The following is a 23,147-nucleotide window of genomic DNA, read 5'->3' on the forward strand; positions in this document are numbered from 1 at the left end:
CTGGAATTAGACAATATGAGTAGATAATCGCTCAACAAAATCATGCATTTTGTTATTTTATCATGAAATTGATAGGAGTTAGTGAGGAGAAAGTAAGTGTTTCGAATGGCGAAGTATTGTGTTAAGATAGTACTTGCAGAGTTCAGAATATTTAAAACAGGGGGAATGACAATGTCTACAGCGACATATCCGGAAACATGGGATTTAGATGTGTTTTTTAAAGGTGGAAGTGATTCAGAGGAACTGAAACAGCATTTACATACATATGGAGAAAAAATTGAGATTTTTGCTAAAAAGGTAGAGCAGTTCCAGACGCCTGCTTCTTCTGACAGCAGTTATCTTGTCTATCAGCATATTCAGGAAGCAAAAGGCATTATGATGGGGGTTTATCAGGCAGGTGCGTTTGCAAGCTGTCTGGAAGCGCAGGATATGAATGATACAGGAGCAGGTGTGATCCGCGGAAAGATCACATCCATGGGCGCTGACTTCAGTTCAGCTTTTCAGGCATTTCAGCAGAAGCTATCTAAAACTGATGATCAGGTGTGGGATGAACTGCTTGAAGATGATGGACTGAAGGAATATACGTTCATTATGACAGAATGGCGTGAAGCCGCAAAGGATAAGTTATCTGAAGCTGAAGAAGGGCTGATCAGTGCACTGGGCGTTGATGGTTATCACGGCTGGGGACAGATGTATAATGCACTCGTTTCTGAAATGTCGATCGAGATTGAAGTGGATGGCGAAGTGAAGACCTTATCTGTCGGGCAGGCGAATAACCTGAGATCTCACGAAGATCCGAAAGTCAGAGAAGACGTTCATCAGAAGCTTGAAGCAGCATGGTCGAAAAATGAGAATCTCTTTGCACAAACGTTAAATCACCTTGGCGGCTATCGTCTGGCGATGTACAAAAAGCGCGGCTGGGATGACTTTATGAAGGAACCGCTTGAGTACAACCGCATGAAGCCTGAGACGCTTGACGCGATGTGGGGTGCGATCAGTAAGAGTAAGGATGCCTTCTTGAAATTCCTAGATCATAAAGCAAAGCTGCTTGGACTTGAAAAAATGTCATGGGCACATATCGGCGCGCCGATTTCTGAGAGTGTGAAGAAGCTTTCTTATGATGAAGGGGCAGCGTTTATTTTAAAACACTTTAAAAAGTTCGGTCCTGAGATGGCTGCTTTTGCAGAAAAAGCATTTGAAGATGGCTGGATCGAAGCAGAAGACCGCGCAGGCAAGCGTCCAGGCGGATTCTGTACGGGATTCCCGCTGAGTGAACAGTCAAGAATTTTTATGACGTACAGCGGTTCAATGTCTAATGTGGCAACACTTGCGCACGAGCTTGGTCATGCTTTCCATACGTATGCACTGCGTCCGATGGATCCATTGAATCGCCGCTATGCGATGAACGTAGCGGAAACAGCTTCAACCTTTGCTGAAATGATTGTATCAGATGCAGCGGTAAAAGAAGCGGATTCAAAAGATGAGCAGGCAGCGCTTTTAGAGGATAAAGTATCAAGAAGCATTGCATTCTTCATGAACATCCATTCAAGATTCATTTTCGAACAGCGCTTTTATGAAGAACGCAAAGAAGGATTTGTCACAGCGAAACGTCTGAACGAATTGACGGTGGAAGCGCAGAAAGAAGCATATGCGGGTGCAGTGACTGACAATGAACCGCACTTCTGGGCTTCAAAACTGCACTTCCATATTACTGGTGTTCCGTTCTATAACTTCCCTTATACGTTTGGTTATCTGTTCTCACTCAGCGTGTATGCAAGAGCGCTTGAAGAGGGTACAGCGTATGAAGAAAAGTATATGGCACTGCTGCGTGATACGGCTGTCATGACGACAGAAGAGCTTGCGATGAAGCACCTTGGCGAGGACATCACAACTGAAGCTTTCTGGATGAAGGGCATTGAGCTTTGTATTCAGGATGCAGAGGAGTTTGTTCGACTGACTTCTGAATAAAACCGACGAGACCAGGGTCATAAACCCTGGTCTTTTATATTGAAGGAAACAGGGGTGAAGCGTTAGGGGGGGGGAATGGTTAGTTGTATCATTCCATATTGAACTTCCCTCACCCCGGCCGTGCACATCCCATCAAAATATTTTCAAAAAATTTTGTATGTCAACAGTCGATCTTTTTGCTTCCTGGGTATACACTTAATATAGAATCTTGAAATGGGGAGAACGTATATGGTGCTATTAAAAAGCAGTCGGCTTTATTTTCGTCCGCTTACAGAACAGGATATTGATGAATTTGTAGACCTGCTGATCCGAAATAAGCAGTTTTGGACGATTTTTGAACCGAAGCATCCTGAACCATTTTATACGCGTGAAGCACAGCTTGAGAAGCTGGCTGAAGCAAGGCAGGCACAGCGTCTGGGAAAAGAGTACAGCTGGGGGATCTATCACAGTGATACTAACCGTCTGATCGGCAGTGTCTCGATTTATTCAATCAGAAGGTTGCCTTTTGCCTCAGCGTATATCGGCTATTCTCTTGACGAACACCATACCAAGCAGGGCTATGGCACAGAGGCAGTCGAAGCTGCACTTCGTTTTGCATTCCGGGAGTTCGGCCTTCACAGGGTTGAAGCGATGGTTTCACCCAAAAATGAAGCATCCCAGAAGGTGCTTGAAAAGCTGGGAATGGTCAGAGAAGGAACGCTGCGCAAAAACCTTTTTATTAACGGTGTCTGGGAAGATCATTATCTATACAGCATGCTTGAGGAGGATTTCTGAAAGGGAAAGCCCTTTTGGGACCGGGTTCTCGGCAGGCTGATCAATAAAATCAATCGATGAACCGCTTCTTTTACAGAGGCGGTTTTTATTGTGAATGATTGCAGGAGTCTGTTGACGGGCGCCAGTTATCAGGTGCGTAATTCCTTCAATTTGCAACTTTATCATTCAATGTGCAAATCAATTCCTTCAATATTGGAGTGCATTCACTCAATCTACGATTAATTCCCTCAGCGTCCCTTTTTGTCGCCTTAATTCATTCATTACTCATACTGATTCCTTCAGACACAGGACACATTTCCGTCAGAACCCATGATCATTCCTTCACCACGCTCCCAGCCTCCCCAATCCCAGACAAGTTCGCACATCTGTCTAACACCCCAATCCCCACTGTCTTACAACCTTCTACGCCTCAGGTCCTACTTCAAAATCAAGCCGAGGCTCCTGTCGGCAAAACGGGAATCCGCGTACACTTAGGTTACAAATAACAAAGGAGGCAACAACATGAACAAATTCTGGTTAACAGTGATCGGTATCACAGCTGCAATCGTCGCATTATCAAATCTCGGATCGATCGCAGGACTTGCAGTCAGCCTGCTGATTACTTACATCGGTGTGAAATGGTATTTCTCAAGCAATAAAACATGGGTGAAAATCACATCAGCAATCGTTGCAGCAATCGCCGGTCTTTCAGCCGTATTTAATGTTCCGGCAATTCTCGGAGTCATCGCAGTCTATGTGCTGTATATCGTATGGAAAAAGTGGAACAGCGAAGAAGCAGTCAGTGATTTTTCTTATTTTGAAAAGCAATGGCAGGAACTGAAGAAAAAATCGGTTTAACTAAATTAAAAGGAGACGATCAACATGACAAACGTACTGACAAAAATAACTGAAGTAATCAAGCAGGATATCCTCGAGTCAAAGTGGAATAGAGAACAGTCGAATCCTGTCAATCAAATCCAGCGTGAAATCAAAGAATGTCAGGGTGCAGTGAAAAAAGCTAAACTGCTGACAGAGCGACAGGAGCTTTTAAGGAGAGAATTTGAAAAAGAATATTCACATGCAAAATCAATGGCAGCAAAGCGTAAGGAGCACGTTCAACTTGCAGAAGAAGCGGGGGAAGAATCACTTGCAGCAGCTGCGCTACGTGAATTCAATTTCTACAGCGACCGGGCTGAGCGTCTTGAAAAAACATTAGCAGAAGCAAATGCACAGCTTGAGAAGCTTGAGCTTCAGCTTGAAGAGCATACATTCAGATTAAAGGACCTTGAACTGAATCGTCTTGAATATATGGCGAAGGAAAATGCTGTGACTGGTGAAAAGCAGTCGGTACCTGTAAAGGAGAGTACAGATGAAGAACGCCGCTATGAGCAGATTGAAAAGCATTTGAAAGAAAATGCGAAGAAAAAAGAAGAACTGACAATCGATGAGCAGATTGAGCAATTAAAACAATAAGCTTTCGGGAGCGGGTATTTCACCTTCTCCCGAATTTACTCTTTCTGTATCGGGATGCAATCGATAGAATAGAATAGCAGGGAGGTGGACTGTATGGAAAAACTGAGACAAATGTCATTGTCCAATTGGCTGACAGCAGGTTTAATTATTGTGCTAGTTGAAATTGTCTTATTTAATAGTGGCATGATTTTCTCCCTAGTGCTCTCAGGCGGTCTGCTGTACTTTGGAAAACAGGCCTGGAAGCATATGTATGGAAAAATTCTGGTTGGTGTTGGAGCGATTATGCTGCTGACGGCTATTCTTTCAATGGTGACCCTCCGTATTCTATTTGTCATACTCGTGATTAATCTGATTTTGAAATACATGGAAACGAAGAAGAACCCGCTGATCTTTGAGCCTGTTATAAAGGCAGAGGAGAATCATGGGGAAGAACAATTACTTGTTACAAAAAAACCCTTCTTTTTTAATCAGTGGGTAGGCTCACATGAAACGCCGGATCACTCTTATGAATGGGAAAACATCCACCTTCAAAATGGAATCGGGGATGTTCAGATCGACCTGAGCAACACAGTGCTTCCTGATAAAGAGGCTTTTATATCACTGCGAAACGTTGCCGGTAAAATCATCATACTTGTACCATACGAACTTGAGATTTCCGTGCAGCACTCAGCACTTGCCGGAGAAGCTTCTATTTTATCTTCATCTACAACCAGGCTGTGGAATGAAAATGTTGTCTATCAGACAGAGGGGTATGAAGCTGCCCGCCAGAAATGTACGATCCTTTCATCAGTATGGATTGGAGATATTGAGGTGAAGCGCGTATGACGGCAAAAATTGTACTGCACGCAGTCAGTATCAGCCTATTCAGTGCACTGATGACGCTTGGCTTATATGTGATCTTTTTTCCGCCGGAGGAATGGGGCATGCTGTGGAATGTCACAATTCTTGATGTTCCATTTATTTTCTTTTTACTGATCCAACTGCTGTTAATCGGATTTTTATGGGGTGCGATCCAGAGCAGCGGAATGAAAAAACAGGTACTTTCCATTGAGCAGCAGGTTGATGACCTGAGACAGGGACGTGCTTTTTCAAAGGCCTCACAGCCACAGACTGCTGAATTTTCAAGACTCGCTGATAAAGTATCTGAGCTGCAGCGGATGTGGCATGAGCAGGTTAAAATGAATCAGCGGCTTGCGAGTGAAAGGGTGGAACAGCAGGAACAGAAAATTCAGGAGATGGTGTCACTAGAGAGACAGCGGCTTGCACGCGATCTGCATGATTCAGTCAGTCAGCAGTTATTTGCTGCATCCATGTTAATGTCCGCAATCAATGAAACAGAACCGGAAAACCGTCAGCTTCAGATGGTAGAAAAGATGATTCATCAATCACAGGTCGAAATGAGAGCACTCCTGCTCCATCTAAGACCGGCCGCACTAAAAGGAAAAACGCTACCTGAAGGAATTGATGAGCTGCTAGTCGAGCTGAAGCAGAAGGTTCCTCTGGACATTTCTTGGAAAGCAGAGCCGATGGAGCTTGAGCGCGGAATTGAGGATCATCTGTTCAGAATACTGCAGGAATCGATCTCAAATACATTAAGGCATGCTGAAGCCACCATGCTGAATGTATTATGTATTTTAAGAGATGGCGCCGTGATTTTGAGAGTGACTGATGATGGAAAAGGCTTTGAGCTGTCAGAGGATAAAGCAGGCTCATATGGGCTGAATAATATGAGAGAAAGAGCTGCTGAGGTTGGCGGTACATTAAAAATCGTTTCACTGCCTGATCAGGGCACAAGGCTTGAAATTAAAGTACCTTTTGAAGGAAAGGAGGAACTGACATGATCCGTGTATTATTTGTTGATGATCATGAAATGGTCAGAATAGGAGTAGGTTCATACCTGTCATCACAAAAAGATATTGAGGTTGTGGGGGAATGTGATGACGGTGAGCCGGCGGTTGAGCTTGCGCTTGAATTAAAGCCGGATATTATTCTGATGGACCTGGTGATGAAAAAGATGGACGGGATTGAAGCGACTGCAAAGATCATTGAACAATGGCCTGATGCAAAAATCATGATTGTCACAAGCTTTCTAGATGATGATAAAGTGTATCCTGCACTCGAAGCAGGAGCAGTCAGTTACCTTTTGAAAACTTCAAAAGCAAGTGACATTGCAGATGCGATCAGAAAAACCCATTATGGTGAAACCGTACTGGAGCCTGAAGTAACAGGGAAAGTGATGCAGCGGATGAGAACAAAAGAAGTGAAGCTTCACGAAGAACTGACCACGAGGGAACTTGAAATTCTTATGCTGATTGCACAGGGGAAAACCAATCAGGAGATTGCAGATGAGCTTTACATAGCGCTGAAAACAGTCAAAACACATGTCAGTCATATACTTGGAAAGCTTGATGTACAGGACCGTACCCAGGCTGTTATTTATGCATTTAAGCATGATCTTGTGAAATAGTTCCCGAAGGCATGTTATGGAATTGACTTTATGGGTAAACATGAAGTTAGAACCATATCGAAAGGAGCCCTTTACCATGCTTTCATTACTGGATGATCAGGGAAAAGACTGTTGCTGGCTTAATAAGCCGGAGGAGTGGACGCTTAATAATAAAGAGCTCAGTCTCACCACGCAGCCAAAAACTGATTTCTGGAGAAAAACATTTTATGGTTTTGATCAGATGAATGGTCATGCCTTTTATAAAGAGTTACTGGGTGCTTTTGAGACGGAAGTAACACTTACGATGAAGGATCCCAAGGAACGTTATGATCAGGCGGGGTTAATCATTCTGGTTTCTGATGACTGCTGGATGAAGGTGTCGCTTGAATATGTTCCTGAAAAATATTCATACCTGGGCTCAGTCGCAACAAACAGCGGCTATTCTGACTGGTCATCCAAAAACTTCCCCACTCCGGATGGGGAAATTTCGTTAACCTTTAAAGTAAGCCGGGCCGGAGGGGATTACCGTATATGGGCAAAATCAAATCCTGAAGATGAATTTGAACAACTGAGGATCACGAGGCTCCACGACGAACCGAATGGACCTGTTAAGCTTGGATTATATGCCTGCAGTCCATCAGCAGAAGGCAGTTTTACAACTGTTTTTCATACATGGACTGTACAAAAAGAAGTAAAATAAAAGCTGTGCGGAATTTTACATCCGCACAGCTTTTATTATTTTACGTATCCTTCTTCAACCAGGTCAAGCTTACCATTACTAGGGTCTACAACAAGTCCGTGAACCGGAACATTTTTATCCATCAGCGGGTGGTTACGCACCATTTCCACACTGTTTCTGACGCTTTCACTTACATCATCAAAGCCTTTCAGCCAGCCGTGAATATCGACGCCAGAATAAGATAATGTTTCTAGTACATCTTCAGAAATGCCGCGTGCTTTCATTTTTTCGACTGTTTCATGACTGTTGACTGCACTCATGCCGCAGTCATAATGACCAATGATTAGTACTTCCTCAGCCTGTAATTCATAAATGGCTACAAGAAGACTTCTCATAATACTGCCAAATGGATGTGTGATCACGGCACCGGCATTGCGCACCATTTTCACATCGCCATTTTTTACATTCATTGATTTCGGCAAAAGCTCTACTAATCTTGTGTCCATACAAGTCAGGATGACAAGTTTTTTGTTAGGGATTTTGGTTGTTACATAAGGCTCGTACTGCTTCTCTTCAACAAACGTTTCGTTAAATGTCAGAATATCTGATAATAGTGTCATATGTATCCTCCTTAGCGTAACTATGTCTATTCTATAAAAAAGAACAGCCATCTGTCTAATTTCTAGACAAACAGCTGTCCTCTTTATGATTCAAACAGATATGAAAATTCTCCGTATCCTTCTTCTTCAAGGTCCTCAGCAGGAATAAAGCGCATAGCTGCTGAGTTCATGCAATAGCGGAGGCCGGTCGGTTCAGGTCCGTCTTCAAATACGTGTCCAAGGTGTGAGTCAGCATATTTACTTCTGACTTCAATCCTCATACCAAAAATGCCGGGATCTTCTACTTCAACAATATTTTCAGGTACAAGCGGTTTTGTAAATGAAGGCCAGCCTGTACGTGAATCGTACTTGTCTTTTGAACTGAATAATGGTTCCCCTGATACGATATCAACGTAGATGCCGTCTTCATAAAATCCATCATATTCATTATTAAAAGCTTCCTCGGTACCATCTTCCTGTGTGACTTCATACTGAATATCTGTAAGCATTTCACGAAGTTCTTCATCCGTATAATTAACAGCGTATGGATTCTCTGCTTCAACTTCTTCTTTTGTTGGCAGATCTACTTCACGCTCATCTTCATCCCAGTACTGGTTCAAAAACTGGTCTCTGCCTGAACTTGTACGGTAGAAGTAATAGCGGTCACCGTTTTTAATGTAATAATCCTGATGGTATTCTTCAGCGATATAAAACGTTGAGGCGTCAGTGACAGGCACAATAATGTCGCCGTCAAATCTGTCTGATTCAATGATTTCCTGCTTTGAAGCTTCAGCGGCTTCACGCTCATCTTTATTTTGTACAAAGATTTCAGGGCGGTACTGCTGCCCGCGGTCTACGAATTGTCCATCAGCATCTGTTGGGTCAATTTGTCTCCAGAACACGTCAAGCAGATCCTCATAACTGATAATATCAGGATCATAAATAACCTGAACGGCTTCTGTGTGTCCCGTCTCACCGTTTGCAACTTCTCTATATTCAGGGTTTTCTTCATTTCCACCAGTATAACCGGAAACAGCGTCTCTCACCCCTGCGAGCTTTTCAAAAGGAGGTTCCATACACCAGAAACAGCCCCCTGCAAATATCGCAACCTCTTCATTTGGTGCTAAGTCGGCAGCTGTACTTGCTTCACTCCCGTAGGAGCGGTTAAGCAATTCATCTGAAAATACAAAAAAGATGATGGCACCGATCAAAATCACACCGGGAATCAGCATCACCCAACTCTTCTTCTTCATCTCTACACCCCATTTAGCAGATTCAAAGCTGGTTATGCTTTAAAAATAACATATTTTACGCATGTTTAATAAAAATAATGTGTTGAATTAACCAAAAGTATTCAGAATTTGCTAAAATATAAGAATAATCGCTTCCGTATGAAAGGAGTGCAACAATGGCTGACTTTGAAATCGTAAGGAAATCCAGCTTTTATTTTATAGGAATGAAATGGACAGGTACTTATGAAGCAGCTGCACATGGAGATATTTTTCCTGTGATGGAAGAAGCCCGTGACAGGTTATTAAGTATGGGGATCGCACAGGAAAACTCGGATTTCATCGGTTTATCCTATCAGGACATGCCGGGGGGCTTTACGTATTATTTCGGCACAGAAGCATTTAGAAACACAGCATTTCCTTCTGATATGTACAGAATTATTGTGCCATCCCATGACTATGCTGTTACAGAGCATAAAGGACAGCATGCCTGGAAGAGCTACGAAAAATTAATGAAGTGGGCTGTTGAACAGGGGCTTCAGGTGCAGCAAAACGGGCTGGACCATATTGAAGTATACGGTGCAGATGATGTGCCTTATAAAATGTCACCCACTTTGAAAATCGGCATCCCTGTTAAAAAACGCTGACCTTGCTTTTGATAGAAGCAGTCAGTAAAATAATCATACAGGTTAAAAGCATCTGGGATGATGCTTTTTCTGCGTGTTTAAAAATAACGATGTTCAGAAAATGATCTGAACTTTTTATATGGAGGGAATACACATGTCAGGACGTAATGAGAAAGAGCTTGAAGGCGTAAATCTTCTAGGCGAAATGAATGTACCTTATTCATTCGATTATGCCCCGGAGGTACTTGAAGCGTTTGATAATAAGCATGTAAACAGAGATTACTTTGTAAAGTTTAATTGCCCGGAATTCACATCACTCTGTCCAAAAACGAATCAGCCGGATTTTGCTACAATTTACATCAGCTACATCCCTGATCAGAAAATGGTAGAGAGTAAATCATTGAAATTATATCTTTTCAGCTTTAGAAATCATGGTGACTTCCATGAAGACTGCATGAATATCATCATGAATGACCTGATTGAACTGATGGATCCGCGTTATATTGAAGTATGGGGTAAATTCACACCGCGCGGCGGGATTTCAATTGATCCATATACAAACTACGGTAAGCCTGGAACGAAATATGAAGAGATGGCTTATCACCGATTGATGAATCATGATATGTATCCTGAGAAAATTGATAATCGATAACATGTAAAACCGGCTGACACAGCCGGTTTTTTGTATGTCTGAAATCAGATTTGGAGAAGATAGTGCAAAAAGGATGTGAGCTGAGTGAAAAATCAAATCGTACAGCTTGAGCAGAAGCTTTCCGAGATACAAAAATGGATTGAAGATAAAGATAAAACGCTTGAGTATGCTGATATCTATGAAGAGATTTCAAGAATGGAAAAAGAGTTGAATGACTTAATGGAGAGAGATTCATGAGTGATTGGCTATTAGTGATTATCAGAGGTCTGCTGATGGTTCTTGTCCTTTTTGTCTGCACAAAGCTGCTTGGGAAAAAACAGATCTCACAGCTGTCTTTTTTTGAATATGTAACAGGGATTACGGTTGGCAGTATTGGTGCTGAGGTCATCACCGGCCTTGACCGTCAGTTTCTGCATGGCGTGCTCGGCATCGTATCATTTATCTCAATCCCGCTGTTAGTAGACTACTTATCATTAAAAAGTAAAAAGGTAAGAGATCTTGTTGAAGGTGAGGGGACCGTATTTATTCAACAGGGAAAAATAATAGAAAAAAATCTGAAAAAAGAAAGATATACAACCGATGAATTAATGGAACTGTTACGGAAAAAAGATGTATTTGCTTTGTCAGACGTTAATTTTGCCATACTTGAACCGTCAGGTGAGTTAAATGTCATGCTCAAAAAATCAAAAACACCTGTCGTTCAGGAGGATCTTAAAAAGAATATTCAGGATGGAAAGCCTCCAGAAGCCCTTATCATGGATGGAAAACCTGTTGAAAAGGCGCTTCAATCAATCGGTCGGGACGTTGACTGGCTTCGGGGAGAGATTGAAAAGAAAAATGTGAGTATTTCAGATATTTTTTTAGCGCAGATTCATGATGATGGAAGAATCTTTATGGACCTCTATGACAGGACAGAGGAAGAGCAGGAATTGATCTCTCTCATCAGACAATGCAAAAGAGATTTCCTGAAAATCGGTAAAAAAGCGGAAGATCGTGACAGTCTGATTTTTTATAAAAATGCTGAAATTCTAGAAGAATGTATGAGAATGGTGCGTCAGGGTGTATGAATATACAACGGGAAGAATCATTAAAAATATCTGAAAAAGTCAACGATTCTGTATGGAATTTTCCTTCTTTACATGCCGTCAGAGAGGGCGTATAATGCGTTTTTGTGAATGAAAAACGCTGATTTGGCGCATTAAAAAGGGGGAGACGTTTCGTATGACTAAAAAGCTTATCACATTTTTACTCATGAACCTGGGAGCATTTTTTGTTGCAGTAAATGTTCATTTTTTCTTATCACCGAATAGCCTTGCAACGGGTGGCGTCAGCGGAATGTCGATTGTGCTGAATTCATTATTCCCTGGCATTTCAATCGGACTATTTATGATTTTTGTTAATATCGTGTTATTTATATTAGGTGTTATTTTTCTGGGCTTTCAATTTGGTGCTAAGACGATCTATACGAGCTTCGCACTGTCTGGCTACGTATGGCTGCTTGAGCTTGTTGCACCGATTACAGCCCCGCTCAGCGATGATATTTTAATCCAGCTGATTATCGGTCAGTGTATTGCTGCAATCGGTATGGGAATTGTCTTTCATCAGCGGGCATCAACGGGCGGAACAGATATCATTGCGATGATTTTAAATAAGTATATTAAAGTTGAAATTGGCAGAGCTGTTCTGTTCTCTGACCTTGCAGTGGCACTTTCTTCCTCGCTGCTATTCGGCCCGCAGGCTGGTATGTATGCATTCTTTGGCGTGATCTTAAACGGCTTAATGATTGATTACACGCTTCAGCAGTTCAATGCCAATAAAGAAGTCGTGATTATCAGTCAAAAGAGTGCGCTGATCCGCGCGTTTATCGTTGGAGAGCTTGGCAGAGGCGCAACGATCCATACAGCTAAAGGTGCTTTCAATTACGAGCAGAAAGAAGTTATTACGACGATTTTAGGACGCAAGGATTTATCAAGACTGAAAAATTATGTGGGTAAACAGGATGAAAAAGCATTTATTACCGTGCACAATATGAATGAAATACTCGGTCAGAATTTTAAGAGACTCGCTTAATGAAGACAGCTTTCGGGCTGTCTTTTCTTATTGGAAAATCTATTGTGAGGGCGGGGGAATGAAGATTATATGAATCAGCGGACGGATTTATTGGCTTTGTAACCAGGATAATTGATTCATCAGCAAGACTTAATTGAACAGATCATCGTCACACAGTACAACTCCATAAAGTTCAATAAATAGTGCATATCCACACCACCTCAATAGGATTATTCTGTGATAAGATGAGCCATATATGACTACGGGGTTGTGAAAAATGATGGTTGAACATCCTATTTATCAAAAAGCAGAGGCATTTATCAGGCAATTTTATAGAGAACATAACTTAAATAGCTTGGACTGTGAAGCAAGATTAAGAGAGGTTTCACAGTCTATCAGCGAATATGGGACTTACAAGCATACAAGTGATGAGCTCGACTTTGGAGCCAGACTTGCCTGGCGAAACAGTAATCGCTGTATCGGCAGACTGTTTTGGAATAGTCTTAACGTGTTTGATAGGAGAGATGCGACCACAGAGGAAGAAATAAAAGAAGCATTGCTTCAGCATATTGCTTATGCCACAAACGGCGGAAAAATCCGTTCGACTGTGACAATTTTCAAACCTTCTGAACGCTCTTTTGATCCGGTTAGAATCTATAACCATCAGCTGATCAGATACGCTGGCTACAAACAGCAGGATGGGAGTATCATTGGTGATCCTCACTCTGTTGAGATGACTGACTTTTGCATGAATCTTGGATGGCAGGGGAAAGGGACCCCATTTGATATTTTACCAATCGTCATTCAGGCAGGTGACAATGATCCATACTTATTTGAAATACCGGACAGTTATATCCAGGAAGTTGAGATTACACATCCGGAAAATCAGTCATTTAATGAACTTGGCCTCAGATGGTATGCTGTACCGATTATTTCTGAAATGAAGCTGGAGATCGGGGGCCTTGAATATCCGGCCTCACCTTTCAATGGGTGGTATATGGAGACAGAGATTGCTGCGCGGAACTTCACGGATGAGAACCGGTATAATATGCTGCGTGCTACTGCAGAAGCTTTCAGCCTGGACACTAAACTGCAGGCTACAATGTGGAAGGACAGAGCTGTGATAGAACTGTGCACCGCAGTGATGCATTCATTTAAAAAAGCTGGAGTAAGTATTGTCGATCATCATACAGCGAGTCAGCAGTTTGAATTATTTGAGCAGCGCGAAATAGAGGAGAACAGAAATGTAACAGGTGACTGGACCTGGCTGATTCCTCCCGTATCTCCTGCATCCTCATATATATTTCATAAGCAGTTTGATAACACATGGAAATCACCAAACTTTTTTTACCAGCCATCTTTACTTCAGAAGAAGGATGTTAAGCAGATTAAGTCTTGTCCTTTTATGAACTGATTATCTATATAAAGAGGTGACCTGGTGGGATCAACAGAGCTGTTATTCGCAGGCATAATTGTGCTTGGTATGTTTTTATTTGGATGGATGTCACTCAGGGTCAAAATACCCGATGTCATTCCATTTATTTTATTCGGCCTGGCATTGAGCAGCCTTCTGGCAGATAATCATTTGCTGGAATTTGCAGGAGAAGTAGGGATTGTTTTATTATTTTTCGTTTTAGGAATGGAATTTCCTATTTCTGAACTGCTGAAAATCGCTCGCCGGATTTATAAAGCAGGCATACTGGATATTATTCTGAGTTTTGGTGTTTCAGCTGGTCTTGCTTTGCTGTTCCAATATGACTGGATTACAGCAATTCTTGTAGGGGGAATTACATATGCGACAAGTTCCTCTATCACAACCAAGCTGATGCAGAGCAATAAAAGAATGGACGCTGAAGAATCTAACTTTATTCTTGGGCTGTTGATTTTTGAAGATCTTGCTGCGCCTGTGTTAATTGCTATTTTAATCAGTGTGACATCAGGGGAAGACGTAACATTGGGGACAGTAGGAAGCAGTTTATTGCTGGTCGTAATGTTTACAGCGGCTGCTTTATTTATCAGTATATTTGTATTCAGAAGGCTCAAGCGTTTTATCTCGGGTTATGCGAATGAAGATTTTTTCTCGTATTTTATGCTTGGTCTGTCGCTGACGCTGGCAGGTCTGGCATTATATCTGAATTTATCAGAAGTGCTTGGTGCATTTCTCGCCGGTATCATGATTGCAGAGTCTGGAAAAGTAAAAAAAGTGGATGGTCTGATGATTCAGTACCGAAGCTTATTTTTGCCATTCTTTTTCTTTTATTTTGGAACGACAATTACGTTTGAGGACGGTTTTCCTGCGCCGGCTCTGATGATTACGTTATTAGTATGGTCTATCGCAGCCAAAATCCTTGTTGGATGGGCTGGCGGTATCATGTATGGAATTGATAAAGAAGCTGCGCTCAGAGCAGGGTTTTCTTTAACTCAAAGAGGAGAGTTCTCTATTATTATTGCGGCATTGACTACGGGACCTATCAAAACGTTCAGCAGTATTTTTATTCTGATATCAGCAACAATCGGTTTTATATTGTTTCAAAAAGCCCCAAAGATCAGTCGTACGATTTATCAGCATATAAAAAAAGAGTGAGGGAGCCCTCACTCTTTTTGTTATTTACCTGCTTTTTGAAGCTTATCAATGACTGCTAATGATTTGCCTGTTCCAATCGCTACAGACTCAAGCGGGTTCGGTGCGATATGAACCGGAACGACAATTTCTTCACTCAGCCACTGTTGGAGGCCGTTCAATAACGCACCGCCTCCAGTTAAGATGACACCGCGGTCAACGATATCGCCGCTCAATTCGGGAGGACAATTCTCAAGTGTTGAGCGGATCGCTTCAAGGACACTTAGAAGTGACTCCTGAATCGCAGACTGAACTTCAGTTGACTGAAGTGTAATGGTTTTTGGCAGACCAGTCACAAGGTCACGCCCGCGGATTTCCATTTCTCTTGTTTCATGCTCGATTGGTGCGTGTCCAACTTCCATTTTAATCTGTTCAGCTGTACGCTCTCCGATTAACAGGTTATAAGCTTTTCTGACGTGCTGGATAATATCTTCATCCATCTTATCACCGGCTACGCGGATCGTATTACATGACACAACGCCACCATATGAGATAATTGCCACTTCTGTTGTACCGCCTCCGATATCAACTACTACGTTCGCAACAGGCTCGCCAACCGGCAGATCTGCACCAATCGCAGCCGCAACAGGCTCTTCGATTAAGTGAACGTGCTTAGCGCCACTGAACTTAACAGCATCCTGAATCGCCCTTCTCTCAACTGATGTAGCGCCTGATGGTGTACATACCACTACGCTTGGCTTACGCAGTGAAAAGCCCATTTTTTTTCCGATTGAAGCCATAATATGCTTCAGCATTTCAGTCGTCACATCAAAGTCAGCAATCACGCCGTCTTTCAATGGACGGACAGCTACAATGTTACCTGGTGTTTTACCGATCATGCTTTTTGCGTCTGTTCCGACAGCTAACACTTTTTTCGTATTCACATCGATTGCAACAACCGATGGCTCATTCATGATAATTCCTTTACTTTTACTATACACAAGTATATTAGCAGTACCTAAGTCGATACCGATTTCTGCATTTGAAAGCATTATACATTCCTCCGTTATCATCATCATCGTCCGAATTTAACAGTGTTCTCCGAGTAGTATAGACTAATTTAGGGGAGGCGTAGAGGGACAAAGGTAGGTAGGCGCTAATGTTACATCAAAACAGGTTTGAAAAGAAGGTGTCAATGATACGCCACTCCCTTTATAACAGGGGTCATAAACATCAGCAAATCAGTAACAGCAGAGTTTGTAATAAAAGAATAATAAATTTGTAACGAAAAAACCCCTTTCATATACATATATGAAGGGGGTTTTCAATTACTTTTCTAACTTTCATCCCCGTTTGTGGGTAATTTGAATCTGCTCATCTGGTGCTCCATCGTGTGACTCATTTCCTGCAAGTGGAGAATAGATTCCCTCACTTTCCCAAATGAAATCTGTTGTTCTTCAGCAGATGCTGAGATTTCTTCAGTTCCTGCAGCGGTTTCTTCTGTAACAGCAGAAACATTTTCCATAGCCGCAGTGACTTCAGAAGTGTAGGCAGAGGATTGTTTCATGCTACCTGTAAGTGAATGTAGTTCATGGTCGATTTCCTGAACTTTTACTGCAATTTCTTCAAATGCAAGTTCAGTCAGGTTCATTGATTTCAGCTGTTCAGCAGATACCCGTTGTCCCGTTGAAGCAGCAGCTGTAATACCGGACATGCCATTTTGAATATTTCTTACCATAGCTGTAATTTTCTCAGTTGCTTCAGCTGATTGACCTGCAAGCTTCTTTACTTCATCTGCGACGACTGCAAAGCCTTTGCCTTGCTCACCGGCTCTAGCTGCTTCGATCGCAGCATTAAGTGCCAGGAGGTTTGTCTGATCTGCGATTTCTTTTACAAATGTGGCAGCATCCTGAATTTCTGTTGTAAATGCAGCAAACGATTCAAGCTCCTGTGAAATAAGAAAGGCTGCTTCGGTATTTTCAACTGTAAAAGCCTGTTGTCTTTCGAGTGAATCACGACCTGTTGTAACAGCAGATAAAGCCTGGCGACCTTTTTCTGCAGAGCGGACTGCCAGTGCTTCACTTTCAGTAAATGTCTGATTCAGTTCAATCATTTTTTCTGAGGTAGACTGTATATCCTCTGATATTGCCTGGCTTCCTCTGGCAAGATCATCTGTTGAAGCGGCGATCTGCTGGCCACTTTCCTCGAGCTCACTGATCTTACCGGATACATCCTTTGAGAAGTCTGCCACGCGTGAGCTGGTCTTTTCAACTGACATAACGGTATCCCTCAAACTGAGAATCATTTCCCTGAATGAGTGAGATAAAAGATCAATTTCAAATCTTGAATTGACTGACTGCTCAGGAATTTCAACAGTCAAATCTCCTTCTGCAACCATTGAGGCCTGCGTCAGCATGTGATGAAGAGGTTTTGTGATTCTTTTTGAAATCATTGTGGCAGCAGTCATTGAGATCACAATAATGACTGCGATGGCACTCAGTGAGATCACCACAATGATAGAGATCTGACGCGCTGTTTCAGCAAGCTTGTTTCCATACCAGTCATCTGCAAGAATCTGGAGGTAATAAATATCATTTGTAATCCCGCCTGTCCGCGCTGCCTGACGGCTTGCTTCTGCAATGTCACGCTGATCGAGTGCATCGTTTGCTTCTGACTCCAGCTGTTCATATTTATTTTGAATCGTCATTAACTGATTTTCCATAGCAGATTGGGGCATTTCGCTGCCTAGCTCTGTTATCAGTAATGCTGTTTGTTCTAATTGGTTTTGAGTAGTCAACCGATTATTTTCAGTTGGACTGAGGCTGAAATTTGATAAAGACTGCTGAATAATCAAAAGTTCACTATTTAATTTTTCAAGGTCTGTCAGAATTTCGACGTCTTCTTCGCCTGATGCATTCAGGCTGACCATCTGCGAAACAATGAGTAATATAATGGCAGAAGAGAGGACTAATGGAATTAATGATAATAAAAATAGTCTTTTACGCAGTGTCATAAATACTCCTTTATTGAACAGATTCAGGGACTTCAATCTCACCTGAAACAATTTTCTTTTGAGTTTCCAATATTAGATCCTGTGCTGATTGGTCCAGCTGTAAAAGTCTGATTTCAGCGAGCCCAACACCGTTTTCAGCAAGCCCAAGTTCATACTGCTCGGATGACAGTTGTTCTTCTGTTAATTGTTGTACAAGGTCAAATACAGTTGTATCAATATTTTTAACCATTGAAGTCACGACAGACTTTTCAGCAGTATAAAATTGATCTGTATCAACACCCGCAGTATAAATGCCCTGATCCTGTGCTTCAAGAATCGCTCCTGTTCCAGTAAAACCGGCAGCAGGGTAAATAAAGTCAGCACCCTGTTTGATTTGATTGTCTGCAATGGTCCGTCCAAGTTCAGCGTCTCCAAAATTCCCTGCATAATCACTAAGAATCTGAATGTCAGGGTCAACCATTTCAGCACCTGCCCTGAAGCCTGCTTCAAAACGGTTAATCACCGGTGCGTCAACGCCTCCGATAAAACCAATGACACCGGATTCTGAGGAAATTGCAGCAATGGTTCCAATTAGATAACTTCCTTCATGGTCTTTAAAAGTCATAGAGATGATATTCTCTGCTTCTGACACGCCATCAATCAATACATACTGCTGATCAGGGTAGTCAGCAGCCACATCTTCAAGTGCTTCCTGAACTGAAAATCCAAGTCCAATGATTAAGTCATAATCCTGTTCAGAAAGATCTTTCAGATGCTCTAGATAATTACCTTCAGGTGCTTCTCTGTAATCAAACAATATATTCAGTTCATCACGGGCACGGGTGAGCCCTTCAAATGCGCCGTCATTGAAAGAGCCGTCTCCTAAACCGGTATCAGATAGCATAATGCCAACTTTAGCTGAAAAAGCTGTCTGAGAATTTTGTTCTGCTGTGCATCCCGGGAGTATCAATGCCACTGCCAGGAAAATAAAACCTGTTATTCTTTTCATCCTAATATATCCTCCAATAACTATGCTGGCCGATCAATCTGATTGAATCAGCTGTAAAAAGTGAGCTGGATAGTGAAATCAGCTATTCACACACTTTAATACTATCGGCAAAAAAACCTCTCCTTTTAATGAAAAGGAGAGGTTTTTAATATGTCTAACAATTAAGTTTATTCATGTGGCTTTGGCGTGAAAAATGCAGCGAGCTCCTGGCTGTGAAGCTTTCTTGCTTTTCTGTGCCCGGCGCGGTTTTCAGCTGTTTCATTCAGCCATTTTTCTTCTTCAGTTTCAGGCACGACATCCGGTACCGGGATTGGCTTCCCTTCATTATCAATTGCTACAAAGGTTAAGAAGGAAATGGCTGCCACTGATTGATCACCGGAAAGCAGGTTTTCAGTGGTGACTCTGACAAATACCTCCATTGAACTTTTACCAGTATAGGAAACAAAAGATTCAAGTGTTACAGCATCTCCTACACGGATCGGCTTTAAGAAGTCGACAGAATCAGTTGAGGCTGTGACGACAAGTGAACGCGAATGTTTGGTTGCTGCAATCGAAGCAACGTTATCAATATAGGCCATCAGCTGACCGCCAAAAAGGGTGCCGTGATGATTTGTATCCGGTGGCAGTACGTGACTCGTCTGAATTGTTCTGCTTTCTTTCATTGTTTTCCCCATGTTGTCAGCTCCTCTAAAAAACCAGATCCCCCTGCTGCAGGGCGCAGCAAAAAGATCTGGCGATTTTTAATATTCGTTGTGTTCAGGTCTTGGGTCAATTTTTTCTGCATCCTTGGTGTTTAAAGGTATACGCAAGAAATACATTAGCGCACCGCCAACCAGTCCAAGTAATGCCATAAATCCAAGCAGGATTGAAGTCATATAAATCATAACAAGGAACCTCCTTTCACCGCACAAATAATTAGTATCAAACTCATTATATAGGATTACAGGTGATTAGGAAACGGTTTTTAAGATAACTTAAAATGCCCAGTCGCCATTTCTGAATACCGGTTCTGATGATCCGTCCTCTGAAATGCCGTCTATATCCATCTTGTCTGATCCGATCATGAAGTCAACGTGCGTGATACTTGAATTCAAACCCTTGTCAGCAAGCTCTTCCTGTGAAGCCGTTTTTCCGCCTTCCACACAAAATGCATAAGCACTTCCAATCGCAAGATGGTTTGAAGCATTTTCATCAAATAATGTATTAAAGAAAAGTACATTTGACTGAGAGATAGGGGACTGATGCGGTACAAGCGCCACTTCACCAAGACGGTGTGATCCTTCATCTGTCTCAATCAGCTTCTTCAGGATATCTTCGCCTTCCTCAGCCTGGACATCTGTAATACGGCCATTCTCAAAAGTGATCTTGAAGCCGTCGATGATATTGCCGCCATAGCTCAATGGCTTTGTATTTGTTACATACCCTGATACACCGTCTTTATGCGGTACGGTAAAGACTTCTTCAGTTGGCATATTTGCCATGAAAGTATGTCCTTTCTCATTCACACTTCCAGCTCCTGCCCAGATATGGCCTTCAGGAAGTTCAATTGTAAGATCAGTGCCTGGTGCAGTGTAATGCAGCTTTTTATAACTCTTATGATTCAGGTAGTCAGCTTTCTCATGCAGCGTTTCGTCATGTTTTTTCCATGCATCTACAGGATCTGCCTGATCGACTCTTACTGCTTTAAAAATGGCGTTCCAAAGCTTTTCGATTGCTTCGTTCTCATCAGCATCCGGGAATACTTTCTTTGCCCATCCTGCTGAAGGTGCAGCAATAACCGTCCAGCTTACTTTATCAGACTGGATATACTGGCGGTACTTTTCAAGTGCCTGTCCTGCAGCGCGCTGGAAGTCAGAAATGCGCTGAGGGTCAACGCCCTTCATCAGATCAGGGCTTGCTGAAACGATATTCATAAAAGCAGCACCTTTTTCTGCAAGTACTTCACGCTCAAGCTTTTTCCACTCAGGAAACTCACTGAATGAATCAGAAGGTGCCATTTCATAACGCATTTTTGATACTTCATCATCTGACCAGTCAACGAAGACCTGGCGCGCTCCAGCTTCATAAGCCTTCTTTGTCACAAGTCTGACAAATGGTGCATTATCAATTGATGCACCTATGTAAAGCAGCTGATCTTTTTGGATATTGACACCGACTCTGACAGCCAGGTCCGCATATTTTTCAAACATTTCTGTATGACTCATTTTGATTACCCCTTTTCGTGTGTTTAGTTCCACTAAACATTTTAACAGCCGATCGATAAAAATCAAAAAATAATGAACATTTCATATTCACAAAATGAAATGTGTGAGTAAAAAGGTCTAAAGTCATCAGTTTTTTAACCGATATATGAGATGTAGAGATAGAAATTTATTGATTGTGGGTGAATGTTTTGGATAAATCCTCGCTTATTGGAGTTATTTTAGGACTGATTGCTGTTGGAGTCGGTATGGTCCTGAAGGGGGTTTCAGCTACAGCTTTATTAAACGGTCCTGCATTTTTAATTATTATTGTAGGTACAATTGCAGCTGTTATGATTGCTTTCCCGATGTCTGAATTAAAAAGAGTCCCAAAATTGTTCGGTATTGTCTTTAAAGAAGCACAAGGAACGGAAGTTCGGGATGTCATTCGCATGTTTGGTGAATGGGCAGAACTTGCAAGAAAAGAAGGTTTACTTGCATTGGAATCAAAGACATCCGAAATTGAAGATTCCTTTTTAAGGAATGGGTTAGGTCTTGCGATTGATGGTCAGAATGCAGATTATATCAGAGATGTATTAACAGAAGAAATAGACGCAATGGAGGATCGGCATCTCTCAGGTGCTGCCATCTTTTCTCAGGCAGGTACATATGCCCCTACACTCGGTGTGCTTGGAGCTGTAGTAGGTCTGATTGCGGCTTTAGGTTATATGGATGATACACAAAAATTGGGCGAAGCCATCGCAGCAGCTTTTATTGCCACGCTGCTAGGAATTTTTACCGGTTATGTGCTGTGGCATCCATTTGCCAATAAATTAAAGCGTAAGTCAACGAAAGAAGTAATGGTTAAATATATGATGATTGAAGGGATTTTATCTGTTCTTGAAGGTGAGGCGCCACGTGTAATTGAACAAAAGCTTGCCTCTTATCTGCCTGCCAAAGAGCGTGAGCAGCTGATGGCTGAAGGCGGTGTTAAAACAGATGAAGAAGCGTAAAAGAAAAAAACATGATGAGCATATGGATGAGAGCTGGCTGATCCCATATGCGGATATTCTGACTTTACTGCTGGCGTTATTTATAGTCATGTTTGCGAGCAGTACAGTGGATCAAGCAAAGTTTAGTCAGATGTCACAGGTGTTTAATGAAATATTTGCCGGTGGGGAAAATGTGCTGGATTATGCAAGTCTTGTTGAAACAGATGACACAGAAGATGACATAGACAATGCTGAAGGTGCTGAAGCGGAAGAGATGACTGAAGAAGAGCAGCAAATGCAGGATCTGCTTGCAGAACAGACGGAGCGTGAAAGCGCAGCTGCAGCAGATCTTGAAGAACTTCAGGTGATCCAGGAGCAGATCAACGAATATATTGCTTCAAACAGCCTGGGGGAACTATTTGAAACTGAGCTGACTGATGAAGGGTTATTGTTGACAATCAGAGATAATGTTTTGTTTGCTTCAGGATCAGCAGATGTCAGATCAGAGTACCAGAGTATTGCGCAGGATGTAGCAAGCCTGCTGGAATTCGATCCACCAAGAAACGTGATTATTACAGGACATACAGATAATGTGCCAATCAGCACTGCAGCTTTCTCGTCGAACTGGGAGCTGAGTGTGATGCGTGCTGTGAATTTTATGAAGCTGGTAATTGAAAACCCAAATCTTGATCCGCGCTGGTTCAGCGCAAAAGGCTTCGGTGAATTTCAGCCGATCGCTTCAAATGACACAGAAGAAGGACGGGCGAAAAACCGTCGTGTAGAAGTATTGATTCTACCACGCGTTACGAGTAATGGAACAGTCACAAACACACCTTAACTGTCGCAGATCTGCGGCAGTTTTTTTGTGCATGTCGGGGAAGGAGGTGAGATTGAGATGTCGATGTAAGGGCCCGATCACCTCCGTCCCCAACAGTCACAA

25 protein-coding genes are annotated in these 23,147 nt (G+C 42.2%); 17 read left to right on the forward strand and 8 right to left on the reverse strand.

Annotation, left to right across the window (positions count from 1 at the left end; genetic code table 11):
• Positions 1-171 precede the first annotated feature (171 nt).
• From DH10bf12_RS09525 to DH10bf12_RS09560, 8 genes are all read left to right on the forward strand, one after another.
• Positions 172-1,968: a M3 family oligoendopeptidase gene (locus tag DH10bf12_RS09525; RefSeq protein ID WP_471735092.1), complete on the forward strand. Its 1,797-nt coding sequence runs from the start codon at positions 172-174 to the stop codon at positions 1,966-1,968.
• A 228-nt stretch (positions 1,969-2,196) separates the two neighbouring features.
• Complete coding sequence (locus tag DH10bf12_RS09530; RefSeq protein WP_471735093.1) at positions 2,197-2,742, forward strand: GNAT family N-acetyltransferase; 546 nt, start codon at positions 2,197-2,199, stop codon at positions 2,740-2,742.
• A 501-nt stretch (positions 2,743-3,243) separates the two neighbouring features.
• Positions 3,244-3,579: a lmo0954 family membrane protein gene (locus DH10bf12_RS09535; protein WP_471735094.1), complete on the forward strand. Its 336-nt coding sequence runs from the start codon at positions 3,244-3,246 to the stop codon at positions 3,577-3,579.
• 24 nt (positions 3,580-3,603) lie between these two features.
• Positions 3,604-4,194 (forward strand): PspA/IM30 family protein, encoded by a 591-nt coding sequence (locus DH10bf12_RS09540; RefSeq protein ID WP_471735095.1) that lies wholly within the window; start codon positions 3,604-3,606, stop codon positions 4,192-4,194.
• A gap of 93 nt (positions 4,195-4,287) precedes the next feature.
• Entirely contained in the window at positions 4,288-5,019 is a 732-nt protein-coding gene (liaF, locus tag DH10bf12_RS09545) for a cell wall-active antibiotics response protein LiaF (RefSeq protein WP_471735096.1), read from the forward strand.
• Positions 5,016-6,035, forward strand: a complete 1,020-nt coding sequence (locus DH10bf12_RS09550; protein WP_471735097.1) for a sensor histidine kinase — start codon at positions 5,016-5,018, stop codon at positions 6,033-6,035. The genes liaF and DH10bf12_RS09550 overlap by 4 nt, the downstream gene beginning before the upstream one ends.
• Complete coding sequence (locus DH10bf12_RS09555; RefSeq protein ID WP_471735098.1) at positions 6,032-6,661, forward strand: response regulator transcription factor; 630 nt, start codon at positions 6,032-6,034, stop codon at positions 6,659-6,661. Before DH10bf12_RS09550 ends, DH10bf12_RS09555 begins: the two co-directional genes overlap by 4 nt.
• A gap of 76 nt (positions 6,662-6,737) precedes the next feature.
• Positions 6,738-7,340 (forward strand): DUF1349 domain-containing protein, encoded by a 603-nt coding sequence (locus DH10bf12_RS09560; RefSeq protein ID WP_471735099.1) that lies wholly within the window; start codon positions 6,738-6,740, stop codon positions 7,338-7,340.
• Between the two features lie 35 nt (positions 7,341-7,375).
• On the opposite strand, the gene DH10bf12_RS09565 is transcribed toward DH10bf12_RS09560, so the two are convergent.
• Both DH10bf12_RS09565 and msrB read right to left on the reverse strand, forming a co-directional pair.
• Positions 7,376-7,939 (reverse strand): beta-class carbonic anhydrase, encoded by a 564-nt coding sequence (locus tag DH10bf12_RS09565; protein ID WP_471735100.1) that lies wholly within the window; start codon positions 7,937-7,939, stop codon positions 7,376-7,378.
• A gap of 83 nt (positions 7,940-8,022) precedes the next feature.
• Entirely contained in the window at positions 8,023-9,171 is a 1,149-nt protein-coding gene (msrB, locus tag DH10bf12_RS09570) for a peptide-methionine (R)-S-oxide reductase MsrB (RefSeq protein ID WP_471735101.1), read from the reverse strand.
• 155 nt (positions 9,172-9,326) lie between these two features.
• Here msrB and DH10bf12_RS09575 point away from each other — a divergent pair, with 155 nt between their 5' ends.
• From DH10bf12_RS09575 to DH10bf12_RS09605, 7 genes are all read left to right on the forward strand, one after another.
• Positions 9,327-9,794, forward strand: a complete 468-nt coding sequence (locus DH10bf12_RS09575) for a GyrI-like domain-containing protein (RefSeq protein WP_471735102.1) — start codon at positions 9,327-9,329, stop codon at positions 9,792-9,794.
• A 133-nt stretch (positions 9,795-9,927) separates the two neighbouring features.
• Positions 9,928-10,425 carry a preQ(1) synthase gene (queF, locus tag DH10bf12_RS09580; RefSeq protein WP_039808032.1) on the forward strand — a complete coding sequence of 166 codons (498 nt, stop codon included), beginning with the start codon at positions 9,928-9,930 and terminating at the stop codon, positions 10,423-10,425.
• An 84-nt stretch (positions 10,426-10,509) separates the two neighbouring features.
• A complete protein-coding gene (locus DH10bf12_RS09585; RefSeq protein ID WP_471735103.1) occupies positions 10,510-10,662 on the forward strand; it encodes a hypothetical protein in 153 nt (50 codons plus the stop codon).
• The gene (locus tag DH10bf12_RS09590; RefSeq protein WP_471735104.1) at positions 10,659-11,492 is read left to right on the forward strand and encodes a DUF421 domain-containing protein; all 834 of its coding nucleotides are present in this window, start codon (positions 10,659-10,661) and stop codon (positions 11,490-11,492) included. The genes DH10bf12_RS09585 and DH10bf12_RS09590 overlap by 4 nt, the downstream gene beginning before the upstream one ends.
• Positions 11,493-11,646: 154 nt before the next feature.
• Positions 11,647-12,495, forward strand: a complete 849-nt coding sequence (locus DH10bf12_RS09595; RefSeq protein WP_471735105.1) for a YitT family protein — start codon at positions 11,647-11,649, stop codon at positions 12,493-12,495.
• 256 nt (positions 12,496-12,751) lie between these two features.
• Positions 12,752-13,888, forward strand: coding sequence for a nitric oxide synthase oxygenase (locus DH10bf12_RS09600; protein WP_471735106.1), 1,137 nt, complete (start codon positions 12,752-12,754; stop codon positions 13,886-13,888).
• Between the two features lie 24 nt (positions 13,889-13,912).
• Complete coding sequence (locus DH10bf12_RS09605) at positions 13,913-15,058, forward strand: cation:proton antiporter (RefSeq protein ID WP_471735107.1); 1,146 nt, start codon at positions 13,913-13,915, stop codon at positions 15,056-15,058.
• A 20-nt stretch (positions 15,059-15,078) separates the two neighbouring features.
• Here DH10bf12_RS09605 and mreBH read toward each other — a convergent pair whose 3' ends face one another.
• From mreBH to DH10bf12_RS09635, 6 genes are all read right to left on the reverse strand, one after another.
• On the reverse strand, positions 15,079-16,086 hold the full coding sequence (mreBH, locus tag DH10bf12_RS09610) for a rod-share determining protein MreBH (RefSeq protein ID WP_471735108.1): 1,008 nt from the start codon (positions 16,084-16,086) through the stop codon (positions 15,079-15,081).
• Positions 16,087-16,370: 284 nt separating this feature from the next.
• Positions 16,371-18,047: a methyl-accepting chemotaxis protein gene (locus tag DH10bf12_RS09615; protein WP_471735109.1), complete on the reverse strand. Its 1,677-nt coding sequence runs from the start codon at positions 18,045-18,047 to the stop codon at positions 16,371-16,373.
• A gap of 10 nt (positions 18,048-18,057) precedes the next feature.
• Positions 18,058-19,035, reverse strand: coding sequence for a BMP family lipoprotein (locus DH10bf12_RS09620; RefSeq protein ID WP_471735110.1), 978 nt, complete (start codon positions 19,033-19,035; stop codon positions 18,058-18,060).
• 167 nt (positions 19,036-19,202) lie between these two features.
• On the reverse strand, positions 19,203-19,709 hold the full coding sequence (locus tag DH10bf12_RS09625) for an acyl-CoA thioesterase (RefSeq protein ID WP_471735111.1): 507 nt from the start codon (positions 19,707-19,709) through the stop codon (positions 19,203-19,205).
• Between the two features lie 66 nt (positions 19,710-19,775).
• Complete coding sequence (locus tag DH10bf12_RS09630) at positions 19,776-19,919, reverse strand: hypothetical protein (protein WP_471735112.1); 144 nt, start codon at positions 19,917-19,919, stop codon at positions 19,776-19,778.
• A gap of 90 nt (positions 19,920-20,009) precedes the next feature.
• A complete protein-coding gene (locus tag DH10bf12_RS09635; protein ID WP_471735113.1) occupies positions 20,010-21,239 on the reverse strand; it encodes an aminopeptidase in 1,230 nt (409 codons plus the stop codon).
• A 188-nt stretch (positions 21,240-21,427) separates the two neighbouring features.
• Here DH10bf12_RS09635 and motA point away from each other — a divergent pair, with 188 nt between their 5' ends.
• Both motA and motB read left to right on the forward strand, forming a co-directional pair.
• On the forward strand, positions 21,428-22,228 hold the full coding sequence (gene motA / locus DH10bf12_RS09640; RefSeq protein WP_471735114.1) for a flagellar motor stator protein MotA: 801 nt from the start codon (positions 21,428-21,430) through the stop codon (positions 22,226-22,228).
• Positions 22,215-23,045: a flagellar motor protein MotB gene (gene motB / locus DH10bf12_RS09645; RefSeq protein WP_471735115.1), complete on the forward strand. Its 831-nt coding sequence runs from the start codon at positions 22,215-22,217 to the stop codon at positions 23,043-23,045. The genes motA and motB overlap by 14 nt, the downstream gene beginning before the upstream one ends.
• The last annotated feature ends 102 nt before the right edge of the window (positions 23,046-23,147 follow it).

The sequence above is a fragment of the Jeotgalibacillus sp. 10bf12 genome, assembly GCF_055597105.1.

Excerpts from the sequence above, each read along its gene's own strand:
- DH10bf12_RS09625 (WP_471735111.1), bottom strand. The coding sequence starts at position 19,709 with ATGGGGAAAACAATGAAAGAAAGCAGAACAATTCAGACGAGTCACGTA.
- DH10bf12_RS09635 (WP_471735113.1), bottom strand. The coding sequence starts at position 21,239 with ATGAGTCATACAGAAATGTTTGAAAAATATGCGGACCTGGCTGTCAGA.
- DH10bf12_RS09590 (WP_471735104.1), top strand. The coding sequence starts at position 10,659 with ATGAGTGATTGGCTATTAGTGATTATCAGAGGTCTGCTGATGGTTCTT.
- liaF (WP_471735096.1), top strand. The coding sequence starts at position 4,288 with ATGGAAAAACTGAGACAAATGTCATTGTCCAATTGGCTGACAGCAGGT.
- DH10bf12_RS09535 (WP_471735094.1), top strand. The coding sequence starts at position 3,244 with ATGAACAAATTCTGGTTAACAGTGATCGGTATCACAGCTGCAATCGTC.
- DH10bf12_RS09615 (WP_471735109.1), bottom strand. The coding sequence starts at position 18,047 with ATGACACTGCGTAAAAGACTATTTTTATTATCATTAATTCCATTAGTC.
- DH10bf12_RS09595 (WP_471735105.1), top strand. The coding sequence starts at position 11,647 with ATGACTAAAAAGCTTATCACATTTTTACTCATGAACCTGGGAGCATTT.
- DH10bf12_RS09550 (WP_471735097.1), top strand. The coding sequence starts at position 5,016 with ATGACGGCAAAAATTGTACTGCACGCAGTCAGTATCAGCCTATTCAGT.
- DH10bf12_RS09560 (WP_471735099.1), top strand. The coding sequence starts at position 6,738 with ATGCTTTCATTACTGGATGATCAGGGAAAAGACTGTTGCTGGCTTAAT.
- DH10bf12_RS09565 (WP_471735100.1), bottom strand. The coding sequence starts at position 7,939 with ATGACACTATTATCAGATATTCTGACATTTAACGAAACGTTTGTTGAA.
- DH10bf12_RS09530 (WP_471735093.1), top strand. The coding sequence starts at position 2,197 with ATGGTGCTATTAAAAAGCAGTCGGCTTTATTTTCGTCCGCTTACAGAA.
- msrB (WP_471735101.1), bottom strand. The coding sequence starts at position 9,171 with ATGAAGAAGAAGAGTTGGGTGATGCTGATTCCCGGTGTGATTTTGATC.
- DH10bf12_RS09540 (WP_471735095.1), top strand. The coding sequence starts at position 3,604 with ATGACAAACGTACTGACAAAAATAACTGAAGTAATCAAGCAGGATATC.
- DH10bf12_RS09525 (WP_471735092.1), top strand. The coding sequence starts at position 172 with ATGTCTACAGCGACATATCCGGAAACATGGGATTTAGATGTGTTTTTT.
- motB (WP_471735115.1), top strand. The coding sequence starts at position 22,215 with ATGAAGAAGCGTAAAAGAAAAAAACATGATGAGCATATGGATGAGAGC.
- DH10bf12_RS09630 (WP_471735112.1), bottom strand. The coding sequence starts at position 19,919 with ATGATTTATATGACTTCAATCCTGCTTGGATTTATGGCATTACTTGGA.
- queF (WP_039808032.1), top strand. The coding sequence starts at position 9,928 with ATGTCAGGACGTAATGAGAAAGAGCTTGAAGGCGTAAATCTTCTAGGC.
- DH10bf12_RS09575 (WP_471735102.1), top strand. The coding sequence starts at position 9,327 with ATGGCTGACTTTGAAATCGTAAGGAAATCCAGCTTTTATTTTATAGGA.
- DH10bf12_RS09555 (WP_471735098.1), top strand. The coding sequence starts at position 6,032 with ATGATCCGTGTATTATTTGTTGATGATCATGAAATGGTCAGAATAGGA.
- DH10bf12_RS09620 (WP_471735110.1), bottom strand. The coding sequence starts at position 19,035 with ATGAAAAGAATAACAGGTTTTATTTTCCTGGCAGTGGCATTGATACTC.
- mreBH (WP_471735108.1), bottom strand. The coding sequence starts at position 16,086 with ATGCTTTCAAATGCAGAAATCGGTATCGACTTAGGTACTGCTAATATA.
- DH10bf12_RS09600 (WP_471735106.1), top strand. The coding sequence starts at position 12,752 with ATGATGGTTGAACATCCTATTTATCAAAAAGCAGAGGCATTTATCAGG.